The 16,879-nt window shown below is 66.8% G+C and carries 12 protein-coding genes; 7 read left to right on the top strand and 5 right to left on the bottom strand.

Annotated elements, in window-relative coordinates:
* Nucleotides 1–9: 9 nt before the first annotated feature.
* The 3 genes from KUD94_RS08070 to KUD94_RS08060 all read right to left on the bottom strand — a co-directional run bounded on the left by KUD94_RS08070 (nucleotide 10) and on the right by KUD94_RS08060 (nucleotide 3,162).
* Nucleotides 10–879, bottom strand: coding sequence for a universal stress protein (locus KUD94_RS08070; protein ID WP_255568662.1), 870 nt, complete (start codon nucleotides 877–879; stop codon nucleotides 10–12).
* Nucleotides 880–975: 96 nt separating this feature from the next.
* Nucleotides 976–2,028, bottom strand: coding sequence for an AI-2E family transporter (locus KUD94_RS08065; protein WP_218236484.1), 1,053 nt, complete (start codon nucleotides 2,026–2,028; stop codon nucleotides 976–978).
* Between the two features lie 108 nt (nucleotides 2,029–2,136).
* A complete protein-coding gene (locus KUD94_RS08060; protein WP_218236482.1) occupies nucleotides 2,137–3,162 on the bottom strand; it encodes a YXWGXW repeat-containing protein in 1,026 nt (341 codons plus the stop codon).
* A gap of 326 nt (nucleotides 3,163–3,488) precedes the next feature.
* On the opposite strand from KUD94_RS08060, the gene KUD94_RS08055 reads away from it, so the two are divergent.
* The 4 genes from KUD94_RS08055 to zapE all read left to right on the top strand — a co-directional run bounded on the left by KUD94_RS08055 (nucleotide 3,489) and on the right by zapE (nucleotide 10,390).
* The gene (locus KUD94_RS08055; protein WP_218236480.1) at nucleotides 3,489–6,368 is read left to right on the top strand and encodes a 2-oxoglutarate dehydrogenase E1 component; all 2,880 of its coding nucleotides are present in this window, start codon (nucleotides 3,489–3,491) and stop codon (nucleotides 6,366–6,368) included.
* Nucleotides 6,369–6,454: 86 nt separating this feature from the next.
* Nucleotides 6,455–7,723: a 2-oxoglutarate dehydrogenase complex dihydrolipoyllysine-residue succinyltransferase gene (odhB, locus tag KUD94_RS08050; protein ID WP_218236478.1), complete on the top strand. Its 1,269-nt coding sequence runs from the start codon at nucleotides 6,455–6,457 to the stop codon at nucleotides 7,721–7,723.
* 65 nt (nucleotides 7,724–7,788) lie between these two features.
* The gene (gene lpdA / locus KUD94_RS08045; RefSeq protein WP_218236476.1) at nucleotides 7,789–9,216 is read left to right on the top strand and encodes a dihydrolipoyl dehydrogenase; all 1,428 of its coding nucleotides are present in this window, start codon (nucleotides 7,789–7,791) and stop codon (nucleotides 9,214–9,216) included.
* 76 nt (nucleotides 9,217–9,292) lie between these two features.
* Complete coding sequence (gene zapE / locus KUD94_RS08040; RefSeq protein WP_218236474.1) at nucleotides 9,293–10,390, top strand: cell division protein ZapE; 1,098 nt, start codon at nucleotides 9,293–9,295, stop codon at nucleotides 10,388–10,390.
* Nucleotides 10,391–10,403: 13 nt separating this feature from the next.
* Here zapE and KUD94_RS08035 read toward each other — a convergent pair whose 3' ends face one another.
* Both KUD94_RS08035 and KUD94_RS08030 read right to left on the bottom strand, forming a co-directional pair.
* The gene (locus KUD94_RS08035; protein WP_218236473.1) at nucleotides 10,404–11,207 is read right to left on the bottom strand and encodes a PP2C family serine/threonine-protein phosphatase; all 804 of its coding nucleotides are present in this window, start codon (nucleotides 11,205–11,207) and stop codon (nucleotides 10,404–10,406) included.
* Between the two features lie 9 nt (nucleotides 11,208–11,216).
* Complete coding sequence (locus KUD94_RS08030; RefSeq protein WP_218236471.1) at nucleotides 11,217–12,014, bottom strand: outer membrane protein assembly factor BamD; 798 nt, start codon at nucleotides 12,012–12,014, stop codon at nucleotides 11,217–11,219.
* A 115-nt stretch (nucleotides 12,015–12,129) separates the two neighbouring features.
* Here KUD94_RS08030 and KUD94_RS08025 point away from each other — a divergent pair, with 115 nt between their 5' ends.
* The 3 genes from KUD94_RS08025 to clpS all read left to right on the top strand — a co-directional run bounded on the left by KUD94_RS08025 (nucleotide 12,130) and on the right by clpS (nucleotide 16,848).
* Nucleotides 12,130–12,729, top strand: coding sequence for a phosphatase PAP2 family protein (locus tag KUD94_RS08025; protein ID WP_218236470.1), 600 nt, complete (start codon nucleotides 12,130–12,132; stop codon nucleotides 12,727–12,729).
* Nucleotides 12,730–12,823: 94 nt separating this feature from the next.
* Nucleotides 12,824–16,366, top strand: a complete 3,543-nt coding sequence (gene dnaE, locus KUD94_RS08020) for a DNA polymerase III subunit alpha (RefSeq protein ID WP_218236468.1) — start codon at nucleotides 12,824–12,826, stop codon at nucleotides 16,364–16,366.
* 125 nt (nucleotides 16,367–16,491) lie between these two features.
* Nucleotides 16,492–16,848: an ATP-dependent Clp protease adapter ClpS gene (clpS, locus tag KUD94_RS08015; protein ID WP_370625854.1), complete on the top strand. Its 357-nt coding sequence runs from the start codon at nucleotides 16,492–16,494 to the stop codon at nucleotides 16,846–16,848.
* Nucleotides 16,849–16,879: the final 31 nt, after the last annotated feature.

The following is a 16,879-nucleotide window of genomic DNA, read 5'->3' as shown; positions in this document are numbered from 1 at the left end:
GGCCGGGCCCTACCGCAACACCAGCACCGGCACGCTGCACAGGCGCAGCAGCGCCGTCGTCGTGCTGCCCACGATGAGCTGGCGGATGCGTGAATGGCCGTAGGCGCCCAGCACCAGCAGCGAGGGGCCAAGCCCCTCCATCAGCGGCGGAATCACTTCCTCGGGCAGGCCGGGCAGGGTGCGCGTGGTGACCGTGAAACCCGCATCGACAAGCTGGGTCTGCGCTGCACGCAGGCGCTCTTGCGCGCGCGCGGGGCATTCGCCGACCATCACGAGCTCGGCCGGCATGCCGCGCAACAGCGGGCTGCCGGCCACACGCTCCACGGCGCGGTCGGCCGTGGCGCTGCCGTCGTAGGCCACGACGAAGTGCTCGGGCGCGGCAAACGGCACCGCGTCCATCACCATCACCGGCTGGCGCAGATTGCGCACCGCCGTTTCCACGCGGTGGTCCAAGCGCAGCTTGCGCACCGTGGGCGGGCGCCGGTTGCTGCCCAGCACGAAGAGGCGCGCCGTGGGCTCCTGCGTGAGCAGCACCTCGGTCAGGTCGCCTTGGCGCAGCAGGGTCTGCACCTCGGGCACGGTGTCGCGGCAGACGCTGGAGCGCGCTTCGTCCAGCATGCGCTGCGCCGCTTCCTGCGCCACCTTGGCGCGCTCCTCGTCCAGGTCGGACAGGCGCTGCAGCAGCAGGTCCTGCGCGCCCATGCCCAGCACGCCGCTGTAGTCGCCCACGGCCGCCATCGGCTCGGGGTGTTCCAGCGTGTGCAGCAGCGTGAGCGGCGCAGCCAGGCGCTGCGCGGCCCAGCAGGCGCCTTCCACCACCGCAGAGGTGGTGTTCAGGCCGTCGAGGCAGGCATAAACGGTGTCGGGCATCTGGGACATGGCAGGTTCACGCTGGGCAGGGCAAAGACCTGTCAAGTGTGGCAGCGCCTGCGCGATGCGCAAGCGGGACATTCCCGGTTGCCGGCGGCTGGCCGCTCAGCCGATGCGCGCCGGCGGTGAATACAGGTCCCAGGTGGCGATGAACAGGGCCGCTATCACCGGCCCGATGACGAAGCCTGTCAGGCCGAACAGCGCCATGCCGCCGAGCGTAGAGATCAGCACCACGTAGTCGGGCATCTTGGTGTCCTTGCCCACCAGCACCGGACGCAGCACGTTGTCCACCACGCCGATCACGCCTATGCCGTACAGCACCAGCGTGATGCCTTGCCAGGTGGAGCCGGTGGCCAGAAAGTACAGCGCCACCGGCCCCCAGATGAGGCTCGCGCCCACGGCCGGCAGCAGCGAGAGGAAGGCCATGATCACGCCCCAGAGCACCGGCCCTTCGATGTTCAGAATCCAGAAGATCAAGCCACCCAGCGCCCCCTGGGTGGCCGCCACCGCGACGTTGCCCTTGACCGTGGCGCGAATCACCGTGATGAACTTGGCGCTGAGCTCGCGCTTGTGCGCCTCGTCCAGCGGAATGGCGTTGCGGATGCGGGCCGCGAGCTGCGGGCCGTCGCGCAGCAGAAAGAACAGCAGATAGAGCATGACGCCGAAGTTGACGATGAACTCCAGCGTGTTGGAGCCGGCGCTGACCGCCTGGTTGGCCAGGAACTGCGTCGCCTGTGCGCCAAAGCTTGCCAGCTTGGTCTGCAGCTCGCCGAGCGTGCCCAGGTGCAGGCTCTCGAGGATGCGCAGCATCCAGGCCGGCATGGCCGACCAGATCTGCTGGGCATAGTCGCCAAAGTTGACCTGGCCCGAGCGCACGCGCTGATAGACGCCGCCGGCCTCCTGCACGACCGACGTTGCCACGGCGAGCATCGGAAGAATGACGATCAGCAGGCAGGCGCCGAGCGTGAGCAGCGCCGCCAGCGTGGGCCGGCGTGGCAAGCGCGCGAGCAAGCGCCGGTGCAGCGGCGCGAACAGAATGGCCAGCACCAGACCCCAGAAGATGGCGCCGTGCAGCGGCAGCAGGATGGCGCCGAACGCGAGCGTGACGGCGGCCAGCAGGATCAAGAGGGCGCGGTTCTTGGTGGTGGGCTGGTGCATGATGTCGGCACTGCGGCGCAAGGCCAAACGCGTGGGGAGCGCCCTGCGTGCGCACAAGAATGAAGGCGGCGCAAGCGTACACGTTTTGGCGCGCGTCGCTGGCCGGAATCAGTCACGTTCGCGCTCGCGCTCGTGGCGCTGCCTGCCATGGACTGGCGCGCGTGCGGGCCCGGTGCGCTCAAGGTGCGCGCTCTCGCGTGCTTGCGGCGCCTCGCGTTGAACTTCCCGGTGCGGCACGTTTTCGCGCGGTGCCGGCTCGCGCTGCATTTCCTTGCGCTCAAGCTCACCGTGCGCCTGAAGATGTTCGCGCGGCGCGGACACGGTAGCCTCGTGCGCTGGCATCGCTTCGCGCTCCGGCGCCGCAGCGGGATGAGCTTGCGGGTACGTCGCGGCCGTAGCCCCGCCCCAAGCTTCGCCAACGCGCGATGTACCAAACACCGCCGGTCCGGCCCCGCTGGGCTGGTAGCGCTGGCCGCTCTCGTGGGTCGCCAGACGGTGCTGGCGCTCTTGCTCCCACGTGGGCGGCAGACGCGGCTGTTGCAACGCGACTTTCTCCGCCGCGCTGGGCTGGGCGCGCGTGCCCTCGCTGCCGCCGTTGTAGCTCACGCGGTTGATGGTGGTGTTGTTCACCACGTGCTTGTCCACATACACGTTGGTGATGCGGCTGTCGTGGATGTTGTTGACCGTGCGGTTGTAATAGAACTGGTCGCCACGCCACTGGCCGCCGACATAGCCGCTGCCGAAGTAGCCGTAGCCGTAGTTGATGCCGCCGTAAAAACCTATGCTCTCGCCCCAGTAGCCCGCGTGCCAGTGGTAGATGCCGCTGGACCAGCCCCACCAGCCGGGGGTCCAGAGCACGCCCACGCGCGGCGGCCTCACCCAGACGCCGGGCACCCAGTAATAGGCCTCGTCGCCCCAGGCCCAGTAGCCAGGCGTCCAGAGGTAACCCGGGCCGGGCGCCACCGGCTGCTCATGGAGCGGCAGCGGCGGCGGGCTCACGGTGGTGACCGTCGTGGTCGTGATTCCGTCCTGCGTTTGGGTAACCGAGCCGGTGGTCCTTGTCGGCGCGACCACGCAGCCTGACAGCGTGCCAAGGCTCGCGGCCAGCACAATGGCAGAGGTGAATGTTTTCATGATGTCCTGCACCGTTTCCAGCTCTGCGACCGTGGCCGCATGAAGCGGATTCCTGCGCCTTCGCGGGCCTTGTCAACGCGACCACGGCGCCGAGTTTCTTGTTGCAACGCCGCGCCAGAGCTTGCGGTTGGCGGGCAGATGTCAGGAATGTGACGAATGATGTTGCGGCCCCGCGCGGCGGTGCCGCCACGTGATCGGTGGCACAATACCCTTCGCACATCAGGCCCTTCCCCAGCCACAGTCGCATCCGCCATCCGGTACAGCCGTGTCGCGGAAGGTTTTCAACCAGCTCGTGTTTCCTTCAGGGAAACAAAAGTCAGCGCGAAATGAGTGAACCAGCATCGATCTACCAGGCCTTCCAGGCCAACACGTATCTTTTCGGCGGCAATGCGCCCTATGTCGAAGAGCTCTACGAAAGCTATCTCACCAACCCTGGCAGCATTCCCGACTCCTGGCGCGAGTACTTTGACGCGCTGCAGCACGTGCCCGCGGTGGACGGCAGCGACGCGCGCGACGTGCCGCACCAGCCGGTCATCGACGCGTTTGCCGAGCGTGCCAAGCAGGGCGGCACCCAGGTGGTCGTGGCCTTTGGCGCCGACTCTGACCTGGGGCGCAAGCGCACCGCAGTCCAGCAGCTGATTGCGGCCTACCGCAACGTGGGTGTGGCCTGGGCCGATCTCGATCCGCTCAAGCGCCAGGAGCGCCCGGCGATTCCCGAACTCGAACCGTCCTTCTACGGCTTCACCGATGCCGACCAGGAGACGGTGTTCAACGTCGGCAACACCTTCTTCGGCAAGGAGAGCATGTCGCTGCGCGAACTGCTCAATGCCTTGCGTGAAACCTATTGCGGCACGCTGGGCGCCGAATTCATGTACGCCAGCGACCAGCACCACAAGCGCTGGTGGCAGCAAAAGCTCGAGAGCACGCGCAGCAAGCCGGTGTACGACGCGGCCAAGAAGAAGCGCATCCTCGAGCGCCTCACCGCGGCCGAAGGGCTGGAGCGCTTTCTGCACACCAAGTACGTCGGCCAGAAGCGCTTTTCGCTCGAGGGCGGCGAGAGCTTCATCGCGGCGATAGACCACTTGATCCAGTCTGCCGGCCAGAAGGGCGTGCAGGAGATCGTCATCGGCATGGCCCACCGCGGCCGCCTGAACGTGCTGGTCAATACCCTGGGCAAGATGCCCAGGGACTTGTTTGCCGAATTCGAGCACACCGCACCCGAAGACCTGCCCGCCGGCGACGTGAAGTACCACCAGGGCTTTTCTTCGGACGTGTCCACCGTGGGCGGGCCGGTGCACCTGAGCCTGGCCTTCAACCCCTCGCACCTGGAGATCGTCAACCCCGTGGTCGAGGGTTCGGTGCGCTCGCGCATGGACCGCCGCGGCGACCCCAAAGGCAAGCAGGTGCTGCCAGTGCTGGTGCACGGCGACGCGGCGATTGCCGGCCAGGGCGTGAACCAGGAAACGCTGGCGCTGTCGGAAACCCGGGGCTTTACTACCGGCGGCACGGTGCATATTGTGATCAACAACCAGATCGGCTTCACCACCAGCGACCCGCGCGACAGCCGCTCCACCACCTACAGCACCGACATCATGAAAATGATCGATTCGCCGGTGCTGCACGTCAACGGCGACGACCCCGAGGCGGTGTGCCTGGCGATCGAGCTGGCGCTGGAATACCGCATGGAGTTTTCCAAGGACGTGGCGGTGGACATCGTTTGCTACCGCAAGCTGGGCCACAACGAGCAGGACACGCCCATGCTCACCCAGCCGCTGATGTACAAGAAGATCGCCCAGCACCCGGGCACGCGCAAGCTCTACGCCGACAAGCTGGCGGTGCAAGGCCTGGGCGAGACGCTGGGCGAGGACATGGTCAAGGCCTACCGCGCGGCCATGGACGACGGCAAGCACACCGTGGACCCGGTGCTGACCGACTTCAAGAGCAAGTACGCGGTGGACTGGAGCCCCTACCTCGGCAAGGCCTGGACGGACGCGGCCGACACCGCCATTCCGCTGACCGAATGGAAGCGCCTGGCCGAGCGCATCACCACCATCCCCGACAGCGTCACGCCGCACACCCTGGTCAAGAAGGTCTATGCCGACCGCGCCGCCATGGGCCGGGGCGAGCATCCGGTGGACTGGGGCATGGGCGAGCACATGGCGTTCGCCTCACTCGTGGCTTCGGGCTACCCGATACGCCTGTCGGGCGAGGACAGCGGGCGCGGCACCTTCAGCCACCGCCATGCGGTCATCCACGACCAGAAGCGCGAAAAATGGGACGAGGGCAGCTACATCCCGCTGTCGAACGTGGCCGAGAACCAGGCGCCGTTCACCGTCATCGACTCCATCCTCTCGGAAGAGGCGGTGCTGGCCTTTGAATACGGCTATGCCTCCAACGACCCCAACACCCTGGTGATCTGGGAGGCGCAGTTCGGCGACTTTGCCAACGGCGCGCAGGTGGTGATCGACCAGTTCATCGCCTCCGGCGAAGTGAAGTGGGGGCGCGTCAACGGCATGGCGCTGATGCTGCCGCACGGCTACGAGGGCCAGGGGCCGGAGCACTCCTCGGCGCGGCTGGAGCGCTTCATGCAGCTGGCCGCCGACACCAACATGCAGGTGGTGCAGCCGACCACGGCCAGCCAGATCTTTCACGTGCTGCGCCGCCAGATGATCCGCCCGATCAGGAAGCCCCTGATCATCATGACGCCCAAGAGCCTGCTGCGCGCCAAGGACGCCAGCTCGCCGATCTCCGAATTCACCGGCGGCGGCTTTCAGACCGTGCTGGTGGAGCAGGACGAGGCCGTGGTCAAGAACGCGGCCAAGGTCAAGCGCGTCATCGCCTGCTCGGGCAAGGTCTATTACGACCTGGTGAAAAAGCGCGAAGAAAAGGGCGCCCAGGACGTGGCCATCGTCCGCATCGAGCAGCTCTACCCCTTTCCGCACAAGGCCTTTGCCGCCGAGCTCAAGCGCTTTGCCAAGGCGACCGACCTGGTCTGGTGCCAGGACGAGCCGCAGAACCAGGGCGCATGGTTCTTCATCCAGCACAACATCCACGAGAACATGCTCGCGGGCCAGAAGCTCGGCTACGCCGGGCGCGCGGCCTCGGCCTCGCCGGCGGTGGGCTACGCCCATCTGCACGCGGAGCAGCAGAAGAACCTGGTGGAGGCCGCCTTTGCCAAGCTCAAGGGCTTCGTGCTGACCAAATGAGCCCCGCCCCGGGCGCCGTGCCCGGGCGCGCTGCGCCCCGCATGGCAGGCCAGTTGCATAACGCTAATTGCTGAACGGAAACAAAAATGTCTATCGTTGAAGTCAAAGTCCCCGAGCTGTCGGAATCGGTTGAAGAGGCCACGCTGCTGCAATGGAAGAAGCAGGCCGGCGAGGCGGTTGCGCAAGACGAGATCCTGATCGAGATCGAGACCGACAAGGTGGTGCTCGAGGTGCCCGCGCCTTCGGCCGGCGTGCTCAGTGAGATCCTGCAGGGCGACGGGGCCACGGTGACGGCCAGCCAGGTGATCGCCAAGATCGACACCGATGCGGTCGCGGGCGCTCCGGCCCAAACGCCCGCTCCCGCCTCTGCACCGGCACCTGCTGCCGCTGCGCCAGCGCCTTCGGGCGCAGCGCCGGCGCCGGCCCCGGCGGGCGGCAGCAAGGCGGGCGTTGCCATGCCGGCCGCGGCCAAGATCCTGGCGGAAAACAAGCTCTCTGCCGCCAACGTGAGCGGCAGCGGGCGCGACGGGCGCGTGACCAAGGGCGATGCGCTGGCCGCCGTGGCCGGCGGCGCCAAGGCCGCAGCCATCCCGACCGGCGTGCCCAGCAAGGCGCTGCCGCAGGTGGCCGCGCCCGTTGTGCCCGACCTGGGCGAGCGCCCCGAGCAGCGCGTGCCCATGAGCCGTCTGCGCGCGCGCGTGGCCGAGCGCCTGCTGCAGTCGCAGGCGACCAACGCCATCCTGACCACCTTCAACGAGGTCAACATGGCGCCCGTGATGGAGTTGCGCAAGAAGTTCCAGGACCAGTTCACCAAGGAGCACGGCGTCAAGCTCGGCTTCATGTCCTTCTTCGTGAAGGCGGCAGTGCATGCGCTGAAGAAATTCCCGGCGGTGAACGCCAGCGTGGACGGCACCGACATCGTCTACCACGGTTATTTCGACATCGGCATTGCCGTCGGCTCTCCGCGTGGCCTGGTGGTGCCGATTTTGCGCAACGCCGACCAGATGAGCTTTGCCGACATCGAGAAGAAGATCGCCGAATTCGGCAAGAAGGCGGCCGACGGCAAGCTCACGCTCGACGAGCTCACCGGCGGTACCTTCTCGATCTCCAACGGCGGCGTGTTCGGCTCCATGCTCTCCACGCCCATCATCAACCCGCCGCAGTCGGCCATCCTGGGCGTGCACGCGACCAAGGAGCGCGCGGTGGTGGAAAACGGCCAGATCGTGGTGCGCCCGATGAACTATCTGGCGCTGAGCTACGACCACCGCATCATCGACGGGCGCGAGGCGGTGCTGAGCCTCGTGGCGATGAAAGACGCGCTGGAAGACCCCTCGCGCCTGCTGTTCGACATCTGAGCGGCGCAGCCGGAACATGCAACCCACCCTCGCGGTGGGTTTTCACCATCCATTGAGGAAAAGACATGAGCAAGTCATTTGACGTCGTCGTGATCGGCGCCGGCCCCGGGGGCTACATCGCCGCGATCCGTGCGGCGCAACTGGGCATGCAGGTCGCCTGCATCGACGAATGGAAGAACGACAAGGGCGGCCCCGCACCCGGCGGCACCTGCACCAATGTGGGCTGCATTCCGTCCAAGGCGCTCTTGCAGTCGTCGGAATATTTCGAACATGCCAACAAGCACTTCGCGGACCACGGCATCACGGCCAAGGACGTGAAGATGGACGTGGCAAAGATGGTCGGCCGCAAGGACAACATCGTCAAGCAGAGCAACGACGGCATCCTCTACCTGTTCAAGAAGAACAAGGTCACCTTCTTTCATGGCCGCGGCTCGTTCGTGAAAGCCGTCGACGGCGGCTACGAGATCGCGGTCGCCGGGGACAAGCCCGAGACCCTCGTGGCCAAGCAGGTCATCGTCGCTACCGGCTCCAGCCCGCGCGAGCTGCCGGGCGCGCCGTTTGACGAGGAGAACATCCTCTCCAACGACGGGGCGCTGCGCATCCCCGCGGTCCCCAAACGCCTGGCGCTGATCGGCTCGGGCGTGATTGGTCTTGAGATGGGCAGCGTCTGGCGCCGCGTGGGCGCCGAGGTGACCGTGCTTGAAGCGCTGCCGACCTTCCTCGGGGCGGTCGATGAACAGGTCGCCAAGGAGGCCAAGAAGGCGTTTGACAAGCAGGGCCTGAAGATAGCGCTGGGCGTGAAGATCGGCGAGGTCAAGAGCGGCAAGAAGGGCGTTGCCATTGCCTACACCGACGCCAAGGGCGAGGCGCAGAAGCTTGAAGTGGACAAGGTCATCGTCTCGATCGGCCGCGTGCCCAACACCACGGGGCTGAATGCCGAGGCGGTGGGCCTGAAACTGAGCGATCGCGGTCAAGTGGAAGTGGATGAACTTTGCCGCACCAATCTGCCGGGCGTCTGGGCCGTAGGCGACGTGGTGCGCGGCCCGATGCTCGCGCACAAGGCCGAGGAAGAGGGCGTGGCCGTGGCTGAGCGGATGGCGGGCCAGCACGGGCACGTGAACTTCAACACCATTCCCTGGGTGATCTACACCAGCCCGGAGATCGCCTGGGTCGGCAAGACCGAGCAGCAATTGAAGGCCGATGGCGTGAAGTACAAGGCCGGGAGCTTCCCCTTCATGGCCAACGGCCGTGCGCGCGCGCTGGGCGACACCACGGGCTTCGTGAAGATGCTGGCGGACGCCGCGACCGACGAGATCCTTGGCGTGCACATCGTCGGGCCCATGGCCTCCGAGCTGATCGCCGAGGCGGCCGTGGCCATGGAATTCAAGGCCAGCAGCGAAGACATCGCGCGCATCTGCCACGCGCACCCGACGCTGGGCGAATCCATGAAGGAAGCGGCCCTAGCCGTGGACAAGCGCACGCTCAATTTCTGAGTTTCAAGCAAAATAGGCCTCTAGCGCTTGCTGGACAAGCGCTGGCAGCTATTGTTTTTGTAGAACTGGAGTGGGCGTGTCGGTTCGGAGAATTTACGAACAGGCGCTGGCGGCCAAGGGCTACCAGAGCGACCCGGCGCAACTGCGCGCCGTTGACGCGCTGGAGCGCTGCGCCAGCGAATGGGGCGCGTACAAGCAGCGGCGCTCCAACGCGCTCAAGAAGTTCCTGAACCACCCGGCGATTCCGCGCGGCGTGTATATGTACGGCGGCGTGGGCCGGGGCAAGAGCTTTCTGATGGACTGCTTCTTCGAGGCCGTGCCGATCCGGCGCAAGGTGCGCCTGCACTTTCACGAGTTCATGCGTGAGGTGCAGCGCCAGCTCACCGAGCTGCAGGGCACGCAAAACCCGCTCGACGTGCTGGGCGCCAACGTCGCCAGGCGCTACAAGCTGATCTGCTTTGACGAGTTTCACATCGCCGACATCACCGACGCGATGATTTTGTATCGGCTGCTCGACGCCCTGTTTGCCAACGGCGTGGGCTTTGTCACCACCTCCAACTTCGAGCCCGACGGCCTGTACCCCGACGGGCTGCACCGCGACCGCATCCTGCCGGCGATCGCGCTGCTCAAGGAGCGCCTGGAAATCGTCAACGTGGACAACGGCGTGGACTACCGCAGCCAGACGCTGGAAGACGCCACGCTCTACCACACGCCGCTCGGGCCCCAGGCCGAGGCGGCGATGAAGTCCATGTTCGAGCGCCTGGCGGAGGCGCGCGACGAAGACCCGGTGCTGCGGATCGAGGCACGCGAAATCCACGCGCTGCGCCGCGCCGGCGGCGTGGTCTGGTTTGATTTTCGCGAGCTGTGCATGGGCCCGCGCTCGCAAAACGACTACCTGGAGATCGCCAGCCAGTTTCACACCGTGCTGCTGTCCAACGTGCCCTTCATGCCGGTGAACATGGCTTCGGCCGCGCGGCGCTTTACCTGGCTGGTGGACGTGCTCTACGACCGGCGCGTCAAGCTCATCATCTCGGCCGCCGTGCCGCCCGAGCAGCTCTATACCGAAGGGCCGCTGATCCACGAGTTTCCGCGCACCGTCTCGCGCCTGAACGAGATGCAGACGCGCGAGTATTTGCAGCTCGAACGCCGCGTGGTCGACACCCGGTTGACTTGAAGAGGTCCGGGCTTCAAGCCTTGGCTTCGAAGCCGGAAAAGCGCGCGGCCTTGCGCTCTTCGACCAGGGCCTCGATGCGCACTACCACCAGCGACAGATTGTCGCCCCCGCCCTCGGCGCGCTCGCGCGCTTCCTGGATCAGGTATTCGCTCGCCTCGCGCGGCGTGAGCGAGGCGGTGGCGGCGGCCAGCTCCTTGCTCGTGAAGTAGTGCCAGACCCCGTCGCTGCAGGCCAGCAGGGTCTCGCCCACGGCCAGTTGGGGAATGCTGTAGCAAGTCGCGGGCGGGTCGGCGTCCATGCCCAGGCACCCCAGCAGGATGTTGGAGTGTGGATGGTCGCGCGCCTGCTCTTCGGTGAGTTCGCCGCGGTCAACCAGCGCCTGCACGTAGGAATGGTCGCGCGTGCGGTGCAGCAGCTTCTTGCGTCGGAAGTGGTAGATGCGCGAGTCGCCCGCGTGTATCCAGTGGCAGTCGCCTTCGGGGTTGATGATGAAGGCGGCGATGGTGCTGTGCGGCTCCTGCTCGGCGGAAATCGCCGTGAGGCGTATCACCAGATGCGCCTCCTGCACCAGGTTCTGCAGAAAGACCGGGGTGTTGTCGGTGCGCGGGTCGTAGCGCTCGAACAACTGGCTTGCGGTCATCAAGACCTGGTCGGACGCCTTGCGCCCGCCGCTTCGGCCCCCCATGCCGTCGGCCACGATCGCGAGCACGCAGCCGATGACCCGCGGGTGGCTCAGCAGCTCTACCCGATCTTGCTGGTAGTCCCGGTCACCCCTGTGGGTGCCGGTGGCTGCCATGATGCGAAACGGTTTGTCCATGCAGGGGCACTACCAGAACTTCCACCATGGGTCGGACTTGCTCTTGAACCCCGTGCGGGGCAGTTCGCTGTTGGGATAAGAGGCGTCGAGCACGCGTCGGGCGTCGGCGCTCAGTTGCGTCAGGCCCAGCGCCTCGTAGGAGCGCATCAGGATGTACAGCGCCTCTTCATTGGCCGGCGCGCTCGGGTAATCCTTGATGGCCGACTGCGCGCGGCTCGCTGCCGCCACGTAGGCGCCGCGCTCGTAGTAGTAGCGCGCCACGTGCACTTCGTACTGGGCCAGAGAATTGACGATGTAGACCATGCGCTGGCGCGCGTCGCCCGCGTAGCGCGATTCGGGAAAGCGCGTGACCAGCTCGCGAAACGCCTCGAACGAATCCTTGGCCGCCTTCTGGTCGCGCTCGGACAGATCCTGGCGCGAAAGCCAGGAGAACCAGCCCAGGTCGTCGTTGAAATTGACCACGCCCTTCATGTACAGCGCATAGTCGTAGGCGGGGCTGGCCGGATGCAGCTTCATGAAGCGATCGAGCGTGGCGATCGCCTGCGCGCGTTCGCCGTCGCGGTATTGGGCATAGGCCTTGTCCAGCTGGGCTTGCTGCGCCAGCGGCGTGCCGGCCGCGCGCCCCTCCAGCTTTTCAAGCAGCGGCACCGCCTTGTCCCAGGAGCCGCTGCTCATCTCGTCTTTGGCTTCGGAGCGGATCTTTTGCACGCTCCAGTTGGCCGTGGGGTCCTCGGGCGTGCTGGAGCAGCCCGACAGAGCGACGCTCAGCAGCAGGGCGGAGGACAGGAGTGCAAGAGTGCGCAACATTGAAGCGTGGACTTTGGGGCCGTACGACAGAATCCGGCCATTGTATGAAACCGCGCCCGCGGCAACCAGCGGCTTTGCGTGGAAAATCGCGCCCGCCCTCACTTGCCCCCGCTCCATGCTTCAGGAATTCAACCACGGCCTGTTTCTGCTGATCAACGCCCCGCACGCGCCCGGCGCCGCCATGCTGGTATTTGCCCGGCTGTGCGCGGCCTGGCTGGTGCTGGCGGTGCCGCTGTACCTGGTAGTGGCCTGGCTGCGTGGGCGCGAGGGCGTGCGCCGCGTGCTGCTGGAGGCGCTGGCGGCCAGCGCGCTGGGGTTTGCGGCGTCGGCCGCCATCGGCCTGCTCTGGCCGCAGCCGCGCCCCTTCATGCTCGGCCTGGGCAGCGCGCTGATGGCGCATGCGCCCACGGCCTCCTTCCCCAGCAACCACCTCACCGGCATCTGGAGCGTGGCCCTGAGCCTGTGCCTGCATGCGCCCACGCGCCGCGCCGGCCTGGCGCTGCTGCTGCTGGGCCTGCCCGTGGCCTGGGCGCGCATCTACCTCGGGGTGCATTTCCCGCTGGACATGCTGGGGGCGCTGCTGCTGGCCCTGGCCAGCGCGCTCGTGCTGCGGCTGCTGTTGCCGGGCCTGGGCGCGCTGGCGCTGGCGCCGGCCAATGCCGCCTACCGCCGGCTGTTCGGCCCGCTGATACGCCGCGGCTGGGCCTCCTACTGAGCGCGCGCGCCATGCCTGCGGCTTTTGCCTGGGCGGCCAGGGCGCGGGCGCGTGCCAGCGGCGAGCGGCCGGCGGTGCTTCCTACAATCGCCCGATGTTCGTCCATCTGCGCCTGCATTCCGAGTTTTCCGTCGTCGATGGCACCACGCGCATCGATCAGGCCGTGCAGGCGGCGGCCAGCGACGGGCAGGGCGCGCTGGCGCTCACCGACCTGAGCAACCTGTTTGGCGCGCTCAAGTTCTACAAGGCCGCGCGCGCCAAGGGGGTCAAGCCGCTGCTGGGCGCCGAAATCTGGCTGGAAGACACTGCGGGCGGCGAGCCCGCGCGCATCGTGCTGCTGGTGCAGGACCGCCAGGGCTATCTGAACCTGTGCGAGCTGCTCTCGCGCGCCTGGACGCAGGGCGTGGCGCGCGATCAGGCGGTTTGCCGCTGGCAATGGCTGCAGGAACTGGCCGAGGGCTTGATTGCGCTCTCGGGCGCCCAGGCCGGCCCGGTAGGGCGCGCACTGCTCGCCGGCAACGAAGCCGGCGCCGCAGAGCAGGCATTGCAGCTCGCGGCGGCCTTTCCGCATCGCTTTTACCTGGAGCTGCAGCGCGCCGGGCGCGACGAGGACGAAGCCCATGTGGCGGCCGCGGTGCAACTGGCCGCGCGCCTGCACCTGCCGGTCGTCGCGACCCACCCGGTGCAATTCCTCGCGCCCGAGGACTACGATGCGCACGAGGCGCGCGTGTGCATTGCCGAAGGCAGCACGCTGGGCGACCGCCGGCGCGTGCGCCGCTTCACGCGCGAGCAGTATTTCAAGAGCGGCGCGCAAATGCGCCAGCTCTTTGCCGACCTGCCCTCGGCCCTGGCCAACACCGTGCAGATCGCGCTGCGCTGCAGCCTCACGCTGGAGCTGGGCAAACCGCAGTTGCCCGACTTTCCCATCCCCGCCGGCATGGGCGTCGAGGACTACTTTCGCCACGTCGCGCAAGAGGGCTTGGAGGCGCGGCTGCGCCATCTCTACCCCGACGAGGCCGAGCGCCAGGCAGAGCAGCCGCGCTACCAGGAGCGCCTGGATTTCGAGCTGGACATCATCAACAAGATGGGTTTCCCCGGCTACTTCCTGATCGTGGGCGACTTCATCCAGTGGGCCAAGGCCCATGGCTGCCCCGTGGGGCCGGGGCGCGGTTCGGGCGCGGGCTCGCTCGTGGCCTATGCGCTCAAGATCACCGACCTCGACCCGCTGCACTACAAGCTGCTGTTCGAGCGCTTCCTGAACCCCGAGCGTGTCTCGATGCCCGACTTCGACATCGATTTCTGCCAGGCCAATCGCGACCGGGTGATCGACTACGTCAAGGAGCGCTACGGCAAGGACGCGGTGAGCCAGATCGCCACTTTCGGCACCATGGCGGCCAAGGCGGCGATCCGTGACGCCGGGCGCGTCATGGACATGAGCTACACCTTCTGCGACGGCATCTCCAAGCTGGTGCCGGCCAAGCCCGGGCAGACTTATACCCTGGCCTATCCGCCCGAGCCCAAGGCGGAGGGCGACAAGCACAACTACGCGCTGGAGCTCGAACCCCAGCTCATGGCGCGCGTGCAGGCCGAAGAAGAGGTGCGCACCGTGGTCGAGATGGCGCAAAAGCTCGAAGGCCTGACGCGCAACATCGGCATGCACGCGGGCGGCGTGTTGATTGCGCCGGGCAAGCTCACCGATTTTTGCCCGCTTTATCAGCAGCCGGGCAGCAGCTCGGCGGTGAGCCAGTTCGACAAGGACGACGTGGAGGCGATCGGCCTGGTGAAGTTCGACTTTCTTGGCCTGGCAACGCTCACCATCCTGGAGCTCGCGCGCGAATTCATCGTCGCGCGCCATCGCGGGCAGGAAAACTTTGCCTTCGAGAACATTCCACTGGACGATGCGCCGACCTACAAGCTGTTCCAGGAGGGACGCACCGAGGCGGTGTTCCAGTTTGAAAGCCGCGGCATGCAAGGCATGCTCAAGGAGGCGCGCCCCAGCCGCCTGGAAGACCTGATCGCCCTGAACGCCTTGTACCGCCCGGGGCCGATGGACCTGATTCCCAGTTTCATCCACCGCAAGCACGGCAAGGAAGAAGTGGTCTATCCGCACCCGCTGGTAGAGCCGGTGCTCTCCGAGACCTACGGCATCATGGTCTACCAGGAGCAGGTGATGCAGACCGCGCAGCTGCTGGGCGGCTACAGCCTGGGCGGCGCCGACCTGTTGCGCCGCGCCATGGGCAAGAAAAAGGCCGAGGAGATGGCCAAGCACCGCCAGATCTTCCGCGAGGGCGCGGCCAAGAAGGGCATCAGCGAAGCCAAGGCGGACGAGGTCTTCGACCTGATGGAGAAATTCGCGGGCTACGGCTTCAACAAGTCGCACGCCGCAGCCTATTCGCTGCTGGCCTACCACACCGGCTGGCTCAAGGTGCACTACACGGCGGAGTTTTTCTGTGCCAACATGAGCATTGAAATGGACGACACCGACAAGCTCAAGGTGTTGCACGACGATGCCATCCGCGAGGGCCTGTCGTTCGAGCCGCCAGACATCAACCGCGGCGTGTACCGCTTCGAGCCCGTGACCGACCAGGTGATCCGCTACGGCCTGGGCGCGGTCAAGGGTACGGGCCAGCAGGCGATCGAGGCCATCGTCGCCGCGCGCGAGGGCCGCGGCGAAGGGCCGCAGGGCGGCACGCGCGGGCCGTTCAAGAGCCTCTTTGATTTTTGCGTGCGGGTAGACCGCTCGCGCATCAACAAGCGCACCGTCGAGGCCTTGGTCAAAGCCGGTGCTTTCGATGGCCTGTGCCGCGACAGGGCAGCGCTGGCCGCCAGCATAGACACCGCATTCGACTACGCCCAGGCGCAACTGGCCAATGCCAACCAGGGCGGTCTTTTCGACATGATGGGCGAGGGTGCGGTCGGCGCGAGCGACGAGGAGCCGCCGCTGGCCACCGTGGTGCCCTGGGACGTGCGCGAGCGCCTGACGCAGGAGAAGACCGCTATCGGTTTTCACCTCTCTGGCCACCTCTTCGACGCGGTGCAGACCGAGGTGCGCCGCTTTGCCCCGACGGCGATCGCCGACCTGGCAGACAGCCGCGACAGCGTGGTGGTCGCCGGCATCGTCTCCGAGCTGCGCGCGATCAACGGTCAGCGCGGCAAGCTCACGCTGTTCAAGCTCGACGACAAGAGTGCCAGCATCGAGGTTTCGGCCGACGAGGCGCTGGCGGCCGCCGCCGCCGACGCGCTGCGCGACGACGAGGCGCTGGTGCTCAGCGCACGCGTGCAGCCCGACCACTTCAACGGCGGGCTGCGCCTGAAGGCCCAGCAGATCTGGAGCGTGCCGGCCGCGCGCGCGCGCTTTGGCCGCTACCTGCACGTGCGCGCGGGCGCGGCGCTGCCGGACGTGGCCGACTTCGTGCGCCGCTTTCCGCCGCGCACCGAACAGACGGACGACGGTCATGTGCTCAGCCAGGGCCTGCGCGTGCGCCTGGCGCTGCGCTGCCAGGCCGAGGGCGAGGCCGCCACGGCCGAGCTGCAGCTGGGCGATGCCAGCCGCTTCTACCCCACGGATGCGGCGCTCGCGGCCTGGAGCGCGCAGGCCGGCGAGGGCGCCGTGCAGGTGGTTTACGCGGCGGTTTGAAGCTGCTGTCGCGCGCTGCGCGCGCCCGTGGCTGTGCCCCTGGGCGGGCCGTGCGGCAGATGGCTTGAAAAGCCGGGTCACAGCACCAGATGCAGTGCGTTCAGGCGCGCACCCGGATGGCTAGAATGGGTTTCATGGTTACCAAAGTGCCCGTGCCGCCACCGCGTGAGCCGTCCTGGGACGAGGGCGGTTCGGTGGTGGCCGAGCGGCGCACCCAGAAACTGCAGCCGCCCAAGATGTACCAGGTGGTGATGCTCAACGACGACTTCACGCCCATGGAATTCGTCGTGGTGGTGCTGCAGGAATTCTTCAACAAGGACCGCGAAGCCGCGACGCGGATCATGCTCAAGATCCACCTCGATGGCAAAGGCGTCTGCGGTGTCTATACCCGCGACCTTGCCGACACCAAGGTGGCCCAGGTGATGGATGCCGCGCACAAGGCGGGGCACCCGCTGCAATGCCTTGCCGAGCCTGTTGAATGACAGGCAGTCCGCCCTGATCTACAGTTAGACC

Source organism: Comamonas sp. NLF-1-9 (genome assembly GCF_019195435.1).
GTDB lineage: Bacteria > Pseudomonadota > Gammaproteobacteria > Burkholderiales > Burkholderiaceae_C > Comamonas_C.
This window is presented reverse-complemented; position numbering and strand designations above follow the sequence as displayed.

Excerpts from the sequence above, each read along its gene's own strand:
- KUD94_RS08070 (WP_255568662.1), bottom strand. The coding sequence starts at position 879 with ATGTCCCAGATGCCCGACACCGTTTATGCCTGCCTCGACGGCCTGAAC.
- KUD94_RS08065 (WP_218236484.1), bottom strand. The coding sequence starts at position 2,028 with ATGCACCAGCCCACCACCAAGAACCGCGCCCTCTTGATCCTGCTGGCC.
- KUD94_RS08060 (WP_218236482.1), bottom strand. The coding sequence starts at position 3,162 with ATGAAAACATTCACCTCTGCCATTGTGCTGGCCGCGAGCCTTGGCACG.
- KUD94_RS08055 (WP_218236480.1), top strand. The coding sequence starts at position 3,489 with ATGAGTGAACCAGCATCGATCTACCAGGCCTTCCAGGCCAACACGTAT.
- odhB (WP_218236478.1), top strand. The coding sequence starts at position 6,455 with ATGTCTATCGTTGAAGTCAAAGTCCCCGAGCTGTCGGAATCGGTTGAA.
- lpdA (WP_218236476.1), top strand. The coding sequence starts at position 7,789 with ATGAGCAAGTCATTTGACGTCGTCGTGATCGGCGCCGGCCCCGGGGGC.
- KUD94_RS08035 (WP_218236473.1), bottom strand. The coding sequence starts at position 11,207 with ATGGACAAACCGTTTCGCATCATGGCAGCCACCGGCACCCACAGGGGT.
- KUD94_RS08030 (WP_218236471.1), bottom strand. The coding sequence starts at position 12,014 with ATGTTGCGCACTCTTGCACTCCTGTCCTCCGCCCTGCTGCTGAGCGTC.
- KUD94_RS08025 (WP_218236470.1), top strand. The coding sequence starts at position 12,130 with ATGCTTCAGGAATTCAACCACGGCCTGTTTCTGCTGATCAACGCCCCG.
- dnaE (WP_218236468.1), top strand. The coding sequence starts at position 12,824 with ATGTTCGTCCATCTGCGCCTGCATTCCGAGTTTTCCGTCGTCGATGGC.
- clpS (WP_370625854.1), top strand. The coding sequence starts at position 16,492 with ATGGGTTTCATGGTTACCAAAGTGCCCGTGCCGCCACCGCGTGAGCCG.